The organism is Streptomyces sp. NPDC001380 (assembly GCF_042895785.1).
In the GTDB taxonomy this organism is placed as follows: Bacteria; Actinomycetota; Actinomycetes; order Streptomycetales; family Streptomycetaceae; genus Peterkaempfera.
Genome location: NZ_JBIAWP010000007.1, coordinates 221,699 through 238,713, shown reverse-complemented (window position 1 = coordinate 238,713; position 17,015 = coordinate 221,699). Strand labels below are relative to the sequence as shown.

General features: G+C 77.4%; 16 protein-coding genes and 1 pseudogene. 12 read left to right on the top strand and 5 right to left on the bottom strand.

All coding sequences use genetic code 11. The features are described 5' to 3' along the window. Window positions 1-11 precede the first annotated feature (11 nt). From ACFY07_RS11600 to ACFY07_RS11585, 4 genes are all read right to left on the bottom strand, one after another. Window positions 12-767 (bottom strand): anti-sigma factor domain-containing protein, encoded by a 756-nt coding sequence (locus tag ACFY07_RS11600; RefSeq protein WP_390868478.1) that lies wholly within the window; start codon window positions 765-767, stop codon window positions 12-14. Then, a complete protein-coding gene (locus ACFY07_RS11595; RefSeq protein WP_230745382.1) occupies window positions 764-1,348 on the bottom strand; it encodes a sigma-70 family RNA polymerase sigma factor in 585 nt (194 codons plus the stop codon). Before ACFY07_RS11595 ends, ACFY07_RS11600 begins: the two co-directional genes overlap by 4 nt. A 240-nt stretch (window positions 1,349-1,588) precedes the next feature. Next, window positions 1,589-2,167 (bottom strand): hypothetical protein, encoded by a 579-nt coding sequence (locus ACFY07_RS11590; protein WP_390868477.1) that lies wholly within the window; start codon window positions 2,165-2,167, stop codon window positions 1,589-1,591. A gap of 245 nt (window positions 2,168-2,412) precedes the next feature. Next, entirely contained in the window at window positions 2,413-3,717 is a 1,305-nt protein-coding gene (locus ACFY07_RS11585) for a PP2C family protein-serine/threonine phosphatase (protein WP_390868476.1), read from the bottom strand. 102 nt (window positions 3,718-3,819) lie between these two features. On the opposite strand from ACFY07_RS11585, the gene ACFY07_RS11580 reads away from it, so the two are divergent. Then, window positions 3,820-4,344, top strand: a complete 525-nt coding sequence (locus tag ACFY07_RS11580) for a MarR family winged helix-turn-helix transcriptional regulator (protein ID WP_230745376.1) — start codon at window positions 3,820-3,822, stop codon at window positions 4,342-4,344. A 262-nt stretch (window positions 4,345-4,606) separates the two neighbouring features. On the opposite strand, the gene ACFY07_RS11575 is transcribed toward ACFY07_RS11580, so the two are convergent. Then, window positions 4,607-5,404, bottom strand: coding sequence for an N-acetylmuramoyl-L-alanine amidase (locus ACFY07_RS11575; protein WP_390868475.1), 798 nt, complete (start codon window positions 5,402-5,404; stop codon window positions 4,607-4,609). Between the two features lie 327 nt (window positions 5,405-5,731). On the opposite strand from ACFY07_RS11575, the gene ACFY07_RS11570 reads away from it, so the two are divergent. The 11 genes and pseudogenes from ACFY07_RS11570 (at window position 5,732) to hypF (ending at window position 16,941) form a co-directional block, all read left to right on the top strand. Continuing rightward, on the top strand, window positions 5,732-6,811 hold the full coding sequence (locus ACFY07_RS11570; RefSeq protein WP_390868474.1) for a hydrogenase expression protein HypE: 1,080 nt from the start codon (window positions 5,732-5,734) through the stop codon (window positions 6,809-6,811). A gap of 195 nt (window positions 6,812-7,006) precedes the next feature. Continuing rightward, window positions 7,007-8,800: a nickel-dependent hydrogenase large subunit gene (locus tag ACFY07_RS11565; RefSeq protein ID WP_390868473.1), complete on the top strand. Its 1,794-nt coding sequence runs from the start codon at window positions 7,007-7,009 to the stop codon at window positions 8,798-8,800. Next, a complete protein-coding gene (locus ACFY07_RS11560) occupies window positions 8,797-9,312 on the top strand; it encodes a hypothetical protein (RefSeq protein WP_230745355.1) in 516 nt (171 codons plus the stop codon). The genes ACFY07_RS11565 and ACFY07_RS11560 overlap by 4 nt, the downstream gene beginning before the upstream one ends. A 68-nt stretch (window positions 9,313-9,380) precedes the next feature. After that, a pseudogene (locus ACFY07_RS11555) lies at window positions 9,381-9,959 on the top strand (DUF5947 family protein); the annotation flags it as partial. Between the two features lie 194 nt (window positions 9,960-10,153). Continuing rightward, entirely contained in the window at window positions 10,154-10,879 is a 726-nt protein-coding gene (locus ACFY07_RS11550) for a DUF6084 family protein (RefSeq protein ID WP_390868472.1), read from the top strand. Window positions 10,880-10,926: 47 nt separating this feature from the next. Then, complete coding sequence (locus ACFY07_RS11545) at window positions 10,927-12,414, top strand: hypothetical protein (protein WP_390868514.1); 1,488 nt, start codon at window positions 10,927-10,929, stop codon at window positions 12,412-12,414. Further along, the gene (locus tag ACFY07_RS11540; RefSeq protein WP_390868471.1) at window positions 12,411-12,941 is read left to right on the top strand and encodes a hydrogenase maturation protease; all 531 of its coding nucleotides are present in this window, start codon (window positions 12,411-12,413) and stop codon (window positions 12,939-12,941) included. The genes ACFY07_RS11545 and ACFY07_RS11540 overlap by 4 nt, the downstream gene beginning before the upstream one ends. A gap of 91 nt (window positions 12,942-13,032) precedes the next feature. Beyond that, a complete protein-coding gene (locus ACFY07_RS11535; protein WP_374228216.1) occupies window positions 13,033-13,146 on the top strand; it encodes a DUF6893 family small protein in 114 nt (37 codons plus the stop codon). Between the two features lie 124 nt (window positions 13,147-13,270). Next, window positions 13,271-13,663, top strand: coding sequence for a hydrogenase maturation nickel metallochaperone HypA (locus ACFY07_RS11530; protein ID WP_390868470.1), 393 nt, complete (start codon window positions 13,271-13,273; stop codon window positions 13,661-13,663). 6 nt (window positions 13,664-13,669) lie between these two features. Further along, the gene (gene hypB / locus ACFY07_RS11525) at window positions 13,670-14,587 is read left to right on the top strand and encodes a hydrogenase nickel incorporation protein HypB (RefSeq protein ID WP_390868469.1); all 918 of its coding nucleotides are present in this window, start codon (window positions 13,670-13,672) and stop codon (window positions 14,585-14,587) included. Then, the gene (gene hypF / locus ACFY07_RS11520; protein ID WP_390868468.1) at window positions 14,584-16,941 is read left to right on the top strand and encodes a carbamoyltransferase HypF; all 2,358 of its coding nucleotides are present in this window, start codon (window positions 14,584-14,586) and stop codon (window positions 16,939-16,941) included. Before hypB ends, hypF begins: the two co-directional genes overlap by 4 nt. The last annotated feature ends 74 nt before the right edge of the window (window positions 16,942-17,015 follow it).

Sequence of the window (17,015 nt, the reverse complement as noted above, 5' to 3'; positions counted from 1 at the left end):
GGCCGGTCGGCTCAGGTGAAGGGGAGCAGGAGCACCGGCTGGCCGCTCGGGCGGGCGGAGCCGCCGGACGGCTCCACGGTCACCCCGATCCCGGCGGCGCCGTCGACGGCGCCGTCCAGCATCCGGGCGGCGCCGCCCGGCGGCAGCAGACCGGCGGGCCGCATGGTGCCGGCGTCGTTGTACCAGAGCTCGTACACCTTGCCCTCGGGCAGGTGGGGCAGGCCGCTGGTCAGGAAGGCGGCGCGGTTGGCCCCCGCCGACCAGACGACGGCGGCGGACGCCGCGCCGGTGCGGGCGGTGGCGGTACGGGCGTCGGGGGCCGCCATCAGCCGGGCGAACTCGTCCTGCTGCTGCCGGGCGACGGCGGCCCGCCGGTCGGCGCGGTCCGCGTCCTGGTGGAACTGCCAGGCGAGGCCGCCCAGCACGGCGGCTCCGGCGACGGAGGCGGCGAGCGCCAGACGCGGCCACTGCCGGGCGAGGCGCGGCAGGACGCCGGACGGCCGCTCGTCGAGGCCGGTCTGCGGGACCTGCGGGGGCATCTGCCGCACGGTGGCGATCTCGGCGAGGACCCGGCGGCGCAGGTCCGGCGGCGGGGAGACGGCCTCGGCCTCGCCGAGGCGGGCGGCGGCGGCGCCGAGCTCGCGGACCTCCTGGGCGCAGGCCTCGCACCCGGCGAGGTGCTCCTCGAAGCGGGCGCGCTCCTCGGGGTCGAGGGCGTGCACGGCGTAGGCGCCGGTCAGGGTGTGCAGGTCGGGCGCGTGGTTCATGCGGTCACCCCCAGGCAGTCGCGGAGGCGGATGAGGCCGTCCCGCAGGCGGGTCTTGACGGTTCCGAGCGGCACCCCGAGGAGTTCGGCGACCTCCCGGTAGGTGCAGCCGCGGTAGTAGGCGAGGTTGACGGACTCGCGCTGGAGCTGGGTGAGGCCGCGCAGGCAGCGCCGGACCTGCTCGCGCTCCAGCCGGGACTCCACCTGCTCGGCGACCTCGTCGAAGGCGGTGGAGTGGCCGAGGGCCGCGGCCTTCTGCTCGCGGTCGGCGGCGGCCTGCGCGCTGCGGACCCGGTCGACGGCGCGGCGGTGGGCGAGGGTCATCACCCAGGCCATCACGGTGCCCTTGTCGCGGTCGTAGCGGGCGGCGGTGCGCCACAGCTCGACCATGACCTCCTGGGCGACCTCCTCGGACTGCGCCGGGTCGCGCAGGATGCGCCGGACCAGGCCGAGCACGGGGCCCACGACCGCGTCGTAGACCTGCTCGAAGGCCTGCTGGTCCCCACGGGAGACCCGCCCGACCAGCTCCTCCAGACCAGGCCCCCTGCGGCTGGGTCCGGCCAGGTGCACGACCTCGCTCACAGCGCGGCCTCCCCGCGGAGGCGGGGCGCGGTGCGCCGGGGGGCGGCGGACGGATGGGCCGGGCCGCCGGCGCGGCGCCGGGCGGGGTGGTGGCGGTGGGGCGGCATGCTGTCCCTCCGGGACGTCGGACCGGTCGGATGCGGGCAGGGGGCGCGGTGGCCGTGCCGTGGCACGGGCCCGCCGCTCCCTCTGTATTCGGGGCCGGTCCGCCTGCGGATTGGCCGCCCGCGGATCCCCGGGTCAGCCGCCCGAGGTGAGCTGGCCGGTCGACGGCACCTGGTCGGTGACGGTCGCCCCGGCGGACTGGCCGGCCTGCTTGAAACTGTCGATGACTCCCTGGAACTGGCCGGCGCCGCTCTCCGGGTCGCTGCCGTTGCGGATGTTCGCGGCGGCCTGCTTGAGCTTCTCCACCCCCCCGGTGAGCGGGGCGACGGCCTTGGACAGCAGGGGGTCGCCCTTGGCGTCGTTGATCGCCGCCTTCAGCCGGTTGTAGGTGAAGGCGCCGGCCAGGCCGGCCTTGACCAGGGCGAGCTTACGGCCGTCGGCGCCCTTCTTGAACTTCCCGGCCTTGTAGGGCTTGTACAGCCACTGGTAGGTGGCGCCGGCGGCCAGGCCCGCGTTGGCGACGAACTTGGCCTTGGCCAGCTTCACCTTCTCCTGGCTGCCGGTCGGCGAGGGGGAGGCGGGGTTGGCCGCGGAGGTGGCCCCGGGGCTGCTGCCCGACGACGACGAGCCGGAGCTGGAGCAGCCCGACACGAGGAGCAGCGCCGCGAGGAGCGGCGCCGCGACGAGGGCGGGCAGGCGGCGGGATCGGGGCATCGGATGTCCTCCCGGGACGGGCCGGCGCGGGGGTGCGCCCGGCGGGTGCACGACTCGGCCCCAACGTCGCACCGGGCGGACGCCGCCGCGACGCGGCGGCGTCCTTCGGGTGACCGGCACCCCGGCTCCCCGGGCCGCCCGCCGCCCGCCCGCCGCCTCCTGCCGTGCCGCGGCCTCCTGCCGTCCCTCCGGCTCCTGCCGCCCGGGCCCGGCGCCCCGGGCGGGCCGCTCCGCGCGGAGGCCCGTCAGCGGCCGCGCCAGTCGACGACGAGGACGACGGCGTCGTCGGCCGGGCCGCGGGCAGGCTCGGCCGCCTCGTGCGCGGCGACCTCGCGGACGATCAGCCGGGCGGCCTCGACCGGCGGCGCCATCCGGCTGCCGCTGATGGTGTTGAGGAGCACCCGGTCGCCGAAGACCTCCCCGCGGGGGGAGCGCGCGCCGTGCACGCCGTCGCTCACGACGACGAGCCGGTCCCCGGGGAGCACCGGCAGCTCCTGGGAGATGTAGGGCGTCTCCTCGAACATGCCGAGGGGCAGCTGCGCCTCCAGCTCCAGGACCTCCACCCGGCCGTCGCGCAGCCGCAGCAGCCGGGGCGAGCCGGCGTCCACCGCCGTCACCCGGCCCGTCGCCAGGTCGAACTGGATGAGCAGCGTGGAGACGTGGCTCTTGCCGCCGTGCATGCCGAAGATCGCCTGGTCGGCGAGGCTGGCCTGGTGGGCGATGGGGACGCGGGGGCCCAGCCGGCGGGCGTTGCGCAGGGCCCCGACGGCCAGGCCGGTGAGGGAGGCGGCGCGCTCGCCGCGGTCCATGCCGTTGGTGACCGCGACGACGAGCCGGTCGGCCTCCGCCGTCCAGTCGTAGTGGTCGCCGTGGACGCCGTAGGCGGGCTCCAGGTGGGCGCCGAGGCTGAACTCGGGGCGTTCGCAGGAGCGCGGGGGCAGGAGCTGCCACTGCATCTCGGCGGCGAGGGTGAGCCGCCTGCGGCGGCGGGTCCGCAGGTAGCGGTCGGTGTCCCGGTCGGCCACGACCAGGGCGTGGCCGAGGGCGGTCGCGGTCTCGGCGAGGTCGGCGAGGTCGGCGGCGCCGGGGAGCCGGGGCAGGCGCACCTCCAGGACCCCCTGCCGGTCGCCGCGGACGGTGACCGGCAGCAGCACGGTGTGCGCCGCAGGGCCGGCGGCCGGGTCCCGGAGGACCTCCGGCCGCTGGGAGGAGAAGACGCGGCCGGCCGGCGAGTCGTTGACCGGCTCGGCCCCCTCCGGCACGCCGCGGGACCCGGCCTCCTCGGGCGGGGGCGCGTCCTCGGCCCGGAGTCCCCGGCCGGGGGGGTCGCACGCGGCGGGGCCGCCGAGGAGGGTGCCGCCGTACGGGGCGCGGGGGTCGCCGGACCGTACGGGGCACAGGAGTGACATGCTGTGGTCGACGAGCAGCAGGCGGCTCCCGGCGGCCTGGTAGTGCTCCGCCAGTACGCCGTCGAGGGCGCCCGCCAGGGCGTCGGGCGCCGCGTCCTGCAGCGCGCGCCGGGCGGTGCAGACCCGGTTGTGGACGGTCATCGCCCCTCCCGGGCGGAGCGCGCTGCGGCGGTTGCCGCGGAGCGGTCGGACGGGTGAGGCACACTGTTGTGCAAAGCTCGGAGTTGGGAGGAGTGTTCCCGCATGACGTACCTGCGCCCCGGCTCACGGACCGCCCACCTGACGTCGCCGGACGAGGTGGCCGCCGCCATGCTGGCCGCGGTCGAGTCCCTGGTGGTGCTGTGGGGCAGGGCGCACGAGGCCCTGGGCACCACGGTCTCGACGTCGCAGATGCGCGCACTCATCGCCATCGACCGGCACCGCGGCATCCACCTGCGCAGGCTCGCGGAGGAGCTGGGCACCGCGGCCTCGGTGACGAGCCGGCTCTGCGACCGGCTGCAGGCGGCGGGGCTGATCGACCGGGACGCCGGGGAGTCGGACCGCCGGCAGGTGATCCTGCACCTGACCCGGGAGGGCGCCGAACTGCTGGCGGAGCTGCGGGAGCTGCGGCGCGAGGACCTGCGCGCCACCCTGGCCGGCATGCCGCCGTCCGCGCGGGCGTCGCTGCTGGTGGGGTTGGAGGAGTTCCACCGGGTGGCGGAGGGCGTCCCCGTCCCGGAGCCCGCCGCCGGCACCGACCGGGCCGTGGCGGACCGGGAACCCGCCTGAGCGCCACCGAGGGGCGCGCGGTGCGCCGCGCGCACCAGGAGGCGTCGGGCGCCCTGTGGGGCCCCGTGCAGCCTCGCTTCCTGACCAGCTGTGAACATGGGGGAAGGCTATAGTTTACCTAGGGCAACGGTCCAAGCGAGTCACTCCCGAACAGCAGGGCCGGGGCTCTCGCAATTAGTTGTCCTATGGCACGAATAGCGCGGCGGGACCCTCCCGCTCGGACGGCAGGCCGCGCCGCCGCTCCCGGGCCACGGCCCGGCCCTCAGGCGGTGACCTCGAAGCCGTGCGCCCGGCCGAGCCGGGTCAGGCTGTCCCGGCCCGGGATGCCGTCCGCGGCGGCGCCGCTGTAGCCGTACCGCCGCTGGAGCGCGGCGTACGCCGTCACCGTCCGGGTGCCGAAGCTGCCGTCCACCCAGGCCGCCGCCAGCAGCCCCTCCGCCCGCAGCGCCCGCTCCACCACCAGGACCTCGGCCCGGTGCGTGGTGTGCCCCTGTCCGGCCGCCGGGTCGCGCCGGGCCGCGTCCACGACGTGCGCCAGGCTCACCGAGGCGCCCCCGGCGCCGCCGCCGAGGATCTCCGCCGCGCGGGCGATGACCGCAGGACGCTGCGCCCGGCGCAGCGTCCCGGGGCAGCCGGGGTGGTTGCCCCAGGCCCGGCCGCCGGCGCCGTGGTAGGTGAAGCCGTGCTCGGTGGTGGAGTCCACGACGGCCAGCGGCCAGCCGAAGACGGAGTGGCCCCAGGCGTAGATGTGCGCCACCGCCTCCACCTGCGCGGCGGTGAGGGCGGTGTCGGGGTGGCCCTCGGTCTCCACCGAGGCGTAGTACGGGTTCCCCGCCCCCTGGGCCCAGGCGTAGTCGGTGCCGGTGTCGCAGTACTGCTCGACATGGCCGTCGCGGCGCACCCAGAAGTCGCTGCTGGCCTGCGACGCGGGGTTGTCGAACCAGCCGTACGGGCTCCCGGTGTCGTCCTGCACGTGCAGGACGAGGCCGCGGCGCTCGCGGACGCCGTCGGGGTGGACGTTGACGACGGGGCGCCACTGCGCTCCGGGCATGCGGACCATGGCTCGGTCCCTTCGCGTGGTGCTCGGCGGGGGAGCCGGGCCCGCGGCCCGGCACACGGAGATCGTTCCCCGCCACGGCCCGCCGACGACGCGGCGGGCCCGGCGCGCGGAAGCGGTGGTCCGTGCACGGAACGACGCGCGCGCCCCCCGGTCCGTTCGCGGGGAGGCCCGGCCGGCCCGGCGCCGCGGAGGGACGGACGGGCCGTTCGGGGGGCGCGTCACCGGATCGGGCGCCCTCGACCTGCCGCTCCCCCGGCCCCGGGGTAACAAGGGGGGAAAGCGCCGGTGCACGCCTTCCGGCGCTCCCCTCCCCGAGGAGGCATCCGCATGGATGCAGCACCTTCGACCCCGCCGGCCCCGGCCCCCGCGGCCTCCGGCGAGGAGGCCCCGATCCACATCCTCTGGATGAACGCGGGCCTGAGCTGCGACGGCGACTCGGTGTCGCTGACGGCGGCGACCCAGCCCAGCATCGAGGAGATCGCGCTGCGCGCCCTGCCCGGGCTGCCGCCGGTCGCCGTCCACTGGCCGCTGATCGACTTCGAGTCCGGCCCGGTGGGGGGCGCGGACACCTTCATCGAGTGGTTCTTCAAGGCCGAGCGCGGTGAGATCGACCCGTTCGTGCTGGTCGTCGAGGGGTCCATCCCCAACGAGGAGATCAAGTCCGAGGGGTACTGGAGCGGCTTCGGCGACGATCCGGAGACCGGGCAGCCCATCACCAGCAGCGCGTGGCTCGACCGCCTGGCGCCCAGGGCGCTGGCCGTGGTCGCCATCGGCACCTGCGCCACCTACGGCGGCATCCACGCCATGGAGGGCAACCCCACCGGAGCCATGGGCGTCCCCGACCACCTGGGCTGGAACTGGAGGTCCCGGGCGGGCATCCCGATCGTCTGCGTGCCGGGCTGCCCGGTCCAGCCGGACAACTTCGCCGAGACGCTGACCTACCTGCTGTACCAGGCCGCCGGGTCCGCCCCGATGATCCCGCTGGACGACAAGCTGCGCCCGACCTGGCTCTTCGGCGCCACCGTCCACGAGGGCTGCGACCGCGGCAGCTACTACGAGCAGGGGCAGTTCGCCGACGCGTACGACTCCCCCACCTGCCTGGTGAAGCTGGGCTGCTGGGGGCCGGTGGTGAAGTGCAACGTGCCCAAGCGCGGCTGGATGGACGGCATCGGCGGGTGCCCCAACGTGGGCGGCATCTGCATCGCCTGCACCATGCCTGGCTTCCCCGACAAGTTCATGCCCTTCATGGACGAGCCGCCGGGGGCCAAGGTCTCCAGCGCCCTGAGCGGCGCGTACGGGGCGGCGGTCCGCCGGCTGCGCGGGATCACGCTCGACACCGTGGACAAGGAGCCCAGGTGGCGGCGGACCGGCCGCCGGCTCACCACCGGCTACCGGCCGCCCTGGTGACGCTCCGCCGCACCTGACGGCCCGCCGGTTCGGGACCGGCGGGCCCGCGCCGCCGGCACCACCCCGCCGGCACCGGCCGCCGACGACGCCGACCACCGCCGGCACCGACCACGCCGCGCCGATCCGCCCGGCGCCGGCCGGCCCGGCACCGACCAGCCCAGTGGAAGCCCGCTCGACGAAGGACGAACAGCAGACATGACTCAGACGACGCGGCAGACGACGCCGCACGCGGGCGCCGACGGCCTCACCGAGATGTCCTGGGACCCCATCACCCGGATCGTGGGCAGCCTCGGCATCCACACGAAGATCGACTTCAAGCAGAAGCGGGTCGCCGAGTGCTGGAGCACCTCGTCGATCTTCCGCGGCTACAGCGTCTTCATGCGCGGCAAGGACCCCCGCGACGCGCACTTCATCACCAGCCGCATCTGCGGCATCTGCGGGGACAACCACGCCACCTGCTCGGTGTACGCGCAGAACATGGCCTACGGGGTGAAGCCGCCGCACCTCGGCGAGTGGATCATCAACCTGGGCGAGTCGGCCGAGTACATGTTCGACCACAACATCTACCAGGAGAACCTGGTGGGGGTCGACTACTGCGAGCGCATGGTCCGGGAGACCAACCCCGGCGTCCTGGAGCTGGCCGAGCGCACCGAGGCCCCGCACGCCGCCGAGCACGGGTACCGCACCATCGCGGACGTCATGCGGTCGCTGAACCCCCTGGAGGGCGCGTTCTACCGTGAGGCGCTGCAGGTCAGCCGGTACACGCGGGAGATGTTCTGCCTGATGGAGGGCCGCCACGTGCACCCCTCCACGCTCTACCCCGGCGGTGTCGGCACGGTGGCGTCCGTGCAGCTCTTCACGGACTACCTCAGCCGGCTGATGCGGTACGTGGAGTTCATGAAGCGCGTCGTGCCGCTCCACGACGACCTCTTCGACTTCTTCTACGAGGCGCTGCCCGGCTACGAGGAGGTCGGCCGCCGCCGGATCCTGCTCGGCTGCTGGGGCTCGCTCAACGACCCGGAGCACTGCGACTTCACGTACCGGAACATGTCCGACTGGGGACGGAGAATGTTCGTCACCCCGGGCGTGGTGGTCGACGGGAAGCTCGTCACCAACGACCTCACCGAGATCAACCTCGGCATCCGCATCCTGCTCGGCAGCTCCTACTACCAGGACTGGGAGGGCCAGGAGCTGTTCGTCACCCACGACCCGCTGGGCAACCCGGTCGACCCGCGCCACCCGTGGAACCAGCACACCATCCCCCAGCCGCAGAAGCGCGACTTCGGCGGGAAGTACAGCTGGGTGATGTCGCCGCGCTGGTTCGACGGCACGGACCACCTGGCGCTGGACACCGGCGGCGGCCCCATCGCCCGGCTCTGGTCCACCGCCCTGTCCGGGCTGGTCGACACCGGGTACGTGAAGGCCACCGGCAGCAGCGTCGTCATCAACCTGCCGCGGACCATGACCAGGCCGGAGACGACCTTCGAGTGGAGGATCCCGCGCTGGAGCAACGCCCTGGAGCGCAACCGGGCCCGCACCTACTTCCAGGCGTACGCGGCCGCGATGGCGCTGCACTTCGCCGAGAAGGGGCTGGAGGAGGTCCGGGCGGGCCGCACGCAGACCTGGGAGAGGTTCGAGGTGCCGGACGAGGCCGTCGGCTGCGGCTTCACCGAGGCCGTGCGCGGCGTCCTCTCGCACCACATGGTGATCCGCGACGGGAGGATCGCCAACTACCACCCGTACCCGCCGACGCCGTGGAACGCCAGCGTCCGCGACACCTACGGCACCCCCGGCCCCTACGAGGACGCGGTGCAGAACACGCCGATCTTCGAGGAGAACCCCCCGGAGGACTTCAAGGGCATCGACATCATGCGGGCCGTGCGCAGCTTCGACCCCTGCCTGCCGTGCGGCGTGCACATGTACGTCGGCGGCGGCCGGACCGTGGAGAAGCTCCACGTGCCCACCGGGCTGAGCGGAATGGCCGGATGAGCGCCGCCGAGGCGGCCGGGCGGCGCGTCGAGGAGGCCCTGGACCGGCTCGCCGCGGACGGCGGCCCGGCGGCGGCCGCCGCCGGGGAGGACCTCGTCCGCGCCCTGACCGGGTTCTACGGCGCGGGCCTGGCCCGCGCCGTGGCGCTCCTCTCCGGACCGGACGGCGCCCTGCCGCCCGCGCTGCTCGAGGACGACCTGGTCTCCGCCCTGCTGGTCCTGCACGACCTGCACCCCGAGGACACCGCCGCCCGCGTCGGCCGGGCGCTGCGCGCGGCCCGCGCCGCGACGGCGGTCGAGGTCGAGTCGCTGGACGAGGCGGAGGGCGTGCTGCGGCTGGCCCCGCGCGAGGGCGGCGGCTGCGGCTGCCCGAGCACCGCCGAGGCGACCCGGCAGCGGATCGAGGAGGCGCTCGCCTGCTTCGCGCCCGAGGTGGCCGCGGTGGAGCTGCGGCCCGCCGGCCGGCAGCCCGCCCTGCTGCAGATCGGCAGCCGCCCGGCGGGTGCGCCGTGACGGGGCACCGCGCCCCCGGCCCCCCGGCCGTCCGGCGGGGCGCGGGGCCGGGCGCCGGGCTGGGCGTGCTGCGGCGCCTCACCGCGCCGCGGCCGTCGGGGCCGCCGCGGTGCGAGCTGTGCGGCGGCCGCCTGGCGGAGGACCACCGGCACCTGGCCGACACCGAGCGGCGCGCCCTGGCGTGCGCCTGCACGGCCTGCGCGCTGCTCTTCGACCGGCCGGGGGCCGGGGGCGGCCGGTTCCGCACCGTGCCCGACCGCCGGCTCGCCGACCCCGGGATCCGGCTCGACGCGGCCGCCTGGGAGGCGCTGGGCGTCCCCGTCGCGGTGGCGTTCTTCTTCCGCAACTCCGCGCTGGGCCGCCTGGTGGCCTGTTATCCCAGCCCCGCCGGGGCCACCGAGGGCGCGCCGGACCCGGAGGCGTGGGAGGCCGTCCTCGGCTCCTCCCCGCTGGCCGGGCTGCTCCAGCCCGACGTGGAGGCGCTGCTGGTCCGCCGCACCGGCGACCGCGGCGACTGCTACCTGGTGCCGGTCGACGACGCGTACGGGCTGGTGGGCCGGATGCGCCTGCACTGGCGGGGCTTCGACGGCGGCGCCGAGGCCCGCGCGGAGCTCGACGCGTACTTCGGCCGGCTGGCGGAGCGCGCCGTCGCCGTGACGCGGCAGGACGGGGCGGCACGGCAGGACGGGGCGGCACGGGAGGGCGGGGCGGCACGGGAGGGCGGGGCGGCACGGGAGGGCGGGGCGGCAGGGCAGAGCGGGGCGGCACGGGAGGGCGGGGCGGCAGGGCAGAGCGGGGCGGCACGGGAGAGCGCCCAGGCGGGGCGGGAGGGCGGGCGGCCGTGACCGGACTGGACTTCGCCTGCACCGGCGTGCACGCCGACCGGTACGCGGCCGGGCCCACCCTGGTCTTCCGGCTGCGTGTCACCGCCGCCGGCGGGGAGCGGGTCCACGCCCTCGCCCTGCGCTGCCAGATCCGCATCGAACCGGCCCGCCGCCGCTACTCCCCCGCCGAGGCCGACCGGCTGCACGACCTGTTCGGCGGGCGGGAGCGGTGGGGCGAGACCCTGCGACCGCTGCACTTCGCGCAGGTGTCGGTGGTGGTGCCCGGGTTCACCGGCGAGACCGAGGTGGACCTGCCGGTGCCCTGCACGTACGACATGGACGTGGCGTCCGCGCGGTACTTCGCCGCCCTGGAGGACGGCGAGGCGCCGCTGCTGCTCCTCTTCTCCGGCACCGCCTTCAGCGGTCCCGGGGGCTTCCGGGTGCACCCCGTGCCGTGGGACCGGGAGGCGGTCTGCCGGATGCCGTCCGGGGTGTGGCGAGAGGCCGTCGACCTGCACTTCCCCGACTGCGGCTGGATCCGGCTCCCCCGGGCCGCCCTGGACGCCCTGCTCGCCTACCGCTCCCGGCGGGCCCTCCCGTCCTGGGAGGCCGCCGTCGGGGACCTGCTCGACGCGGCCGGAGGGCCGGACCGGCCCGCCGCCGCACCCGCGGCGGCACCGGCCACCGCGTCGGCCGCACCGCCCGCTACCGCCGCCGCCGCCGCCGAGGGGACCGCACCGTGACCACCGCCGACCTGCCGCCCGCCGGACCCGGAGCCGGACCCGGAGCCGTGACCGCGCCGGGCCGGACCGGGGCCCCCGCTCCCTGCTTCGCCGCCGCCCGCGCGGTGGCCGACGCCGTGCTCCTGGAGGGCTACGTCCTCTACCCCTACCGCGCCTCGGCGGCGAAGAACCGGCTGCGCTGGCAGTTCGGGGTGCTCGTCCCCCCGGCCTGGGCCGGGGGCACGGACTCGGGCGAGCACTCCGCGCTGCGCACCGAGGTCCTCGCGGAGCCGCGGCGCGGCGCGGTCCTCCACGCCGAGCTGCGGTTCCTGCACGCCCGGCGCCGCACCGTCCAGCGGGCGCTGCCCGGCGGCGGCTTCGAGGACACGGACGCGCTGGAGCTGCCGGACCGGGTGCTGGTGCCCTGGGACGAGGGCGTGGAGGAGCGGGTCGAGGTGCGGGTGGACGTCGCCGGGCTCTGCGAGGAGGGCGCCGTCCTGCCGTTCCGCCGGGAGGCCGGCGAGGAGGCGGAGACCGTCCGGGACGCCTCCGGCGCCGTGGCCGGGCGGCTGCTGCGGCGGCGCGAGCGCGTGGACGGCGTGCTGCGGCTCGGCGCGGTGGAGGTGCCCGGCCCCTGCCGGGTGCTCCGGGTCACCGCGTCGGTGGAGAACACCTCCGCCTGGACCGGTGACGGGGACGGCGTGGACGGCCGCGGGTACGGCGGCGCGGAGGACCGGGGCCGGAACACCGCGGACGGCGGCCGGGAGGAGGCGCTGACCCGCTCCCTGGTCTCCGCCCACCTGGTGCTGGGCCTGACGGCGGGCTCCTTCGTCTCGCCGACGGACCCCCCGGAGTGGGCGCGGGCGGCCGTCGCCGAGTGCCGCAACGAGCACGCCTGGCCGGTCCTGGCGGGCACCGGGGGCACCGCCGACGTGGTGCTCGCCTCCCCCATCGTCCTGGAGGACCACCCGCGGATCGCCCCGGAGAGCCCCGGGGCGCTGTACGACGCGACCGAGATCGACGAGATCCTGGCGCTGCGCACCGCCGCCCTCACCGAGCAGGAGAAGCGGGAGGCGCGCGGCACCGACGACCGGGCGGCGGCCGCCGTCGACCTGGCCGACTCGCTGCCGCCCGAGGTGCTGGACCGGCTGCACGGCGCGGTGCGGGCGCTGCGGGAGGCCACCGGGCCCCGGCAGCCGTCCCCGCCCGCGCCGGACGGCCCCCCGGGTGCCCCCGGGCCGCCGCCCGGCGTGCCGTGGTGGGACCCGGCGGCCGACCGCTCCGTGGACCCGTCCCGCGACCGGGTGCTGGTCGACGGCGTGGCGGTGGCCGCGGGCAGCCGCGTGGTGATCCGCCCCGGGCGGCGGCGCACCGACGCCCAAGACCTCTTCCTGCACGGCCGGGGCGCCCTGGTCGAGGCCGTGGTGCACGACGTGGACGGCGGCGTGCACCTGGCGGTCACGGTCGACGGCGACCCGGGGGCGGAGCTCCGCCGCGTGCAGGGCCGCTTCCTGTACTTCCGGCCCGACGAGGTGGCCCCCCTGGAGGACGCGTGAGCACCGACGGCACCGGCGCGGCCGGGGAGGTCCTGGTCGCGGGCATCGGCAACGTCTTCCTCGGCGACGACGGCTTCGGCGTGGAGGTGGTCCGGCGGCTGGCCGCGCAGCGGCTGCCGGAGGGCGTCGAGGTCGTCGACGCCGGGGTGCGCGGGGTCCACCTGGCGTACCGGCTGCTCGACGACTGCCGCACGGCGGTCCTGGTGGACGCCCTCGCGCGGGGCGGCCCCCCGGGCACCCTCCGCCTCGTCGACGCCTCCGCCGAGGGCGCGGCCGGGCCTCCGGGCGCGGTCCTGGACGGCCACCGGATGACCCCGGACGCCGTCCTGTCGCTGCTGGACACCCTCAGCGCGGGCACCGGCTGCGGCAGGCCGCGCCGGGTGCTCGTCGTGGGGTGCGAACCCGCCTGCCTGGAGGAGGGCATCGGCCTGAGCGCACCCGTCGCCGCCGCCGTGGACGAGGCCGTCCGCCTCGTCCTGCGGGTCGTGCGGGACGAGCTGCGCCGGCCGGCGCCCGCCGCCGGCTGACGGCCCGCGGGCGGCCGGACCGCGGTCCGGCCGCGGCGGGACACCACCGGACGGGACCTCCGTACCGGACGAGACCGAGGAGCAGAGCACCATGCGGAAGCCCACCGTCGCCGTGGCCGCCCTGGCCGCCGTCGCCGCCGTCGCGGCCGTCGTCGCCGTCAACCTGCCGGACCTGAGGCGCTACCTGAGGATGCGTGCGATGTGAGCCGCCGCCCCGGGCCCGAACGGCGGACGCCGCCGCCCGGCGGCGGCGTGGCGGGACGGGCCCCCCGCAGGTCCGGCCTGTAATGGACCGGTCGGGCCGCCCACCGCAGAGAGGCCGATCCCCCGTGCACGAGATGTCGATCGCGCTGGCCGTGGTGGGGCAGGTCGAGGAGGTTGCGCGGGCCGTGGGGCCGGAGGCGGACGGACGCACCGTGGAGCGCGTGCACCTGCGGGTCGGCGAACTCGCCGGGGTGGTGCCCGACTCCCTGCACTTCTGCTTCTCGCTCGCCTGCGAGGGCACCGTCCTGGAGGGCGCCGAGCTGCGCACCGAGGCCGTGCCCGGCCGGGCCCGCTGCGGCCCCTGCGGCGGGGAGTGGGACACCGGCATGCCGCCGCGGCTCGGCTGCCCGCGGTGCGGCGGCGCCGCGGCGGAGCTGCTGTCCGGGCGGGAGCTGCAGATCGCCGCCGTGCGCTGGGCCGACCGCCCGGCCCGTCCCACCGTCCCCGAGGAGGGCTGATCCCCCGTGTGCCGTGTCGCCGAACTCCAGCAGGCCGTGCTCGCCGAGAACGACCGCGGCGCGCAGCGGCTGCGCGCCGCCCTGGCCGCGCGCGGGACCGCCGTGGTCAACCTGCTCTCCAGCCCCGGCAGCGGCAAGACGGCGCTGCTGGAGGCCGAGCTGACCCGCGCCCGCGAGCGCGGGGTGCCGGTCGCGGCCCTCACCGCGGACCTGGCCACGGAGAACGACGCGCGGCGGCTGGCGCGCTCCGGCGCGCCCGTGAAGCAGGTGCTCACCGACGGGCTGTGCCACCTGGAGGCGGGCATGCTCGGCCGCCACCTGGACGGGTGGCTGCCGGACGGCGTGCGGCTGCTGTTCGTGGAGAACGTCGGCAACCTGGTCTGCCCGGCCTCCTACGACCTGGGCGAGTCGCTGCGGGTGGTCCTGGCGTCGGTGACCGAGGGCGAGGACAAGCCGCTGAAGTACCCGACGGCGTTCGGGCTCGCCCAGCTGGTGGTGGTCACCAAGGCGGACCTCGCCGGTCCGGCCGGCTTCGACCGGGAGGCGTTCCTGGCGGCGGTGCAGCAGGTCAACCCGGGGGTGGAGGTGGTCTTCACCTCCGTACGGCGCGGCGAGGGGGTCGGGCTGCTGCTGGACCGGGCGGTCGCGGTGCAGCGGGGTGTCCCGGCGCACCGGCCGGTGATGGCCCGCCTGGCGGTGGGCGGGGCGCACGGGCACGGGACCGGCCGCGACCACGGACACGACCACGACCACGACCACGACCGCGACCACGGACACGACCACGGCCACGGGCGCGACCAGGGCGACCACCACGGCCGCGGACCCGGCGACGACGGTCCTCCGGCCGGGGAGCACGCCCACGGGACGGCCCCCGGCCACCACGGCTCCGCCGTCCGCGACGACCCCGCCCGCACCCGCCCGTGACGGGGGCCGGGGGAGCCGCCCCCGCCGTCGCACCCGCCGCGGCCGAGCGGCGGCGGGTGACCGTGCGCGGGGTGGTGCAGGGTGTCGGCTTCCGGCCGTTCGCACACGCGCTGGCCGTCGGACTGGGCCTGTCGGGCCACGTCGCCAACACCGCCGAGGGCGTCGTCGCCGAGGTGGAGGGCCCGCCGGAGGCCGTCGCCGCCTTCTGCGCCCGGATCGGCGCGGAGGCGCCGCCGCTGGCCGCCGTGGAGTCCGTCGTCCACGAGGAGCTGCCCGCGACGGGCGCCGCCGGCTTCGCCGTCGCCGCCTCCCGCGGCGGGGGCGCCGCCCGCACCCTCGTCCCGGCCGACACGGCCGTCTGCGGCGCTTGCCTGGCCGAGGTGCGCGATCCGGCGGACCGGCGCCACCGGCACCCCTTCGCCGTCTGCACGCACTGCGGGCCGCGCTTCACCGTCGTCACCGGCCTGCCGTACGACCGGGCGGCGACGACCATGGCCGGCTTCCCGATGTGCCCGCGCTGCGCGCACGAGTACCGCGACCCGTCCGACCGCCGCTTCCACGCGCAGCCGGTCGCCTGCCCCGACTGCGGCCCCCGGCTGCGGCTGGTGGGCCCGGGCGCGGTGCCCGGGGCGGACCCGGTGGCGCAGGCCCGGCGGCTGCTGGCGCGGGGCGCGGTGGTGGCGGTCAAGGGCGTGGGCGGCTACCACCTGGCCTGCGACGCCGGCGACGGGGCGGCCGTGGCCCTGCTGCGCCGCCGCAAGGCGCGCGGGGACAAGCCGTTCGCCCTGATGGCCCGTGACCTGGCCGACGTGGAGCGGCTGGTCCGCGTCGGACCCGCCGAGCGCGCCCTGCTGACCGGCGCCGCCCGCCCGATCGTGCTGCTGCGACGCCGCACCGGCGCCGCCCTGCCCGCCGACGCGCCCCCGGTGGCGGACGCCGTCGCGCCCGGCAGCGCCGACCTGGGGGTGGTGCTGCCGTACACGCCGCTGCACCACCTGCTGCTGGGCCTGCCCGGCGACCCGCCCGGCCCCCGGCTGCTCGTCATGACGAGCGGCAACCGCGCCGGGGAGCCCATCGCCACCGGCGACGACGAGGCCCTGGAGCGGCTGGCGGGGATCGCCGACGCCTGGCTGGTCCACGACCGGCCGATCGCGGTGCCCTGCGACGACTCGGTGGTGCGGGTGGTGGACGGCGAGGCGCTGCCGGTGCGCCGCTCGCGCGGGTACGCGCCGCTGCCGGTGGCGCTGCCGGTACCGGTGGCGCCCGCACTCGCGGTGGGCGGGGACCTGAAGAACGCGTTCTGCCTCGGCGAGGGGCGCCGCGCCTGGCTGTCGGCGCACGTCGGCGACATGGACGGCCTGGCGGCCCTGACCGCCTTCGGCGCCGCCGAGCGGCACCTGGAGGCCCTGACCGGCGTCTCCCCCGGCCTGCTGGCTGCCGACCGGCACCCCGGCTACCGCTCGGCGCGGTGGGCGCGCGAGCGGGCGGCGGGCCGGCCGCTGCGGCTGGTGCAGCACCACCACGCGCACGTCGCGGCCTGCATGGCGGAGAACGGCCTGGACGGCACCCGCCCGGTGGTCGGCGTCGCCTTCGACGGCACCGGCCACGGCGACGACGGCGCGGTGTGGGGCGGCGAGTTCCTGCTGGCCGACTACGCGGGCTTCCGCCGGTTCGCGCACCTGGCGTACGTGCCGCTGCCGGGCGGCGACGCGGCGGTGCGCCGCCCGTACCGGATGGCGCTGGCGCACCTGCGGGCGGCGGGCCTGCCCTGGGCGGCCGACCTGCCGTGCACCGCCGCCTGCCCGGAGGAGGAGCGGCCGGTGCTGGCGCGGCAGCTGGAGCGCGGCACGGGCTGCGTGCCGACCTCCAGCATGGGCCGCCTCTTCGACGCGGTCTCCTCGCTGGCCGGGGTGTGCCACCGGGCCGGGTACGAGGCGCAGGCCGCCCTGGAGCTGGAGGCCGCCGCGGCGGCCTGGGGCGGCCCGGCCGGGCCGGGGTACCGCTTCGCGCTGCGGGCGCCGGGCCCGGGGCGGCCGCTGGCCGCGGACCCGGCGCCCGTGCTGGCGGCCGCCGTCTCCGACCTGCGGCGCGGCGCGCCGGCGGGGGTGGTCGCGGCGCGCTTCCACGCCGCCGTGGCGGGCCTGGTCCGGCGGGTCTGCGCCGAGGCCCGCGCCCGGCACGGGCTGGACACGGTGGCGCTGAGCGGGGGTGTCCTCGCCAACGCGCTGCTGGCCGCCGACTGCGCGCGGGGCCTGCGCCGCGACGGTTTCACGGTGCTGCGGCACCGCCTGGTCCCGCCGGGCGACGGGGGGCTGGCCCTGGGCCAGCTGGTCGTCGCCGCGCGCACGGCCTGACCGGCCGGGGCTCCCGGGTCTCCCGGGGGCCCCGGCCGGCCGGGCGGCCCGGCGCCCGACGACGGGACGACCGG

Coding starts and splice junctions, on each gene's coding strand:
- ACFY07_RS11575 (WP_390868475.1), bottom strand. CDS start 5,404: ATGGTCCGCATGCCCGGAGCGCAGTGGCGCCCCGTCGTCAACGTCCAC.
- ACFY07_RS11600 (WP_390868478.1), bottom strand. CDS start 767: ATGAACCACGCGCCCGACCTGCACACCCTGACCGGCGCCTACGCCGTG.
- ACFY07_RS11565 (WP_390868473.1), top strand. CDS start 7,007: ATGACTCAGACGACGCGGCAGACGACGCCGCACGCGGGCGCCGACGGC.
- ACFY07_RS11570 (WP_390868474.1), top strand. CDS start 5,732: ATGGATGCAGCACCTTCGACCCCGCCGGCCCCGGCCCCCGCGGCCTCC.
- ACFY07_RS11585 (WP_390868476.1), bottom strand. CDS start 3,717: ATGACCGTCCACAACCGGGTCTGCACCGCCCGGCGCGCGCTGCAGGAC.
- ACFY07_RS11580 (WP_230745376.1), top strand. CDS start 3,820: ATGACGTACCTGCGCCCCGGCTCACGGACCGCCCACCTGACGTCGCCG.
- ACFY07_RS11590 (WP_390868477.1), bottom strand. CDS start 2,167: ATGCCCCGATCCCGCCGCCTGCCCGCCCTCGTCGCGGCGCCGCTCCTC.
- ACFY07_RS11535 (WP_374228216.1), top strand. CDS start 13,033: ATGCGGAAGCCCACCGTCGCCGTGGCCGCCCTGGCCGCCGTCGCCGCC.
- ACFY07_RS11560 (WP_230745355.1), top strand. CDS start 8,797: ATGAGCGCCGCCGAGGCGGCCGGGCGGCGCGTCGAGGAGGCCCTGGAC.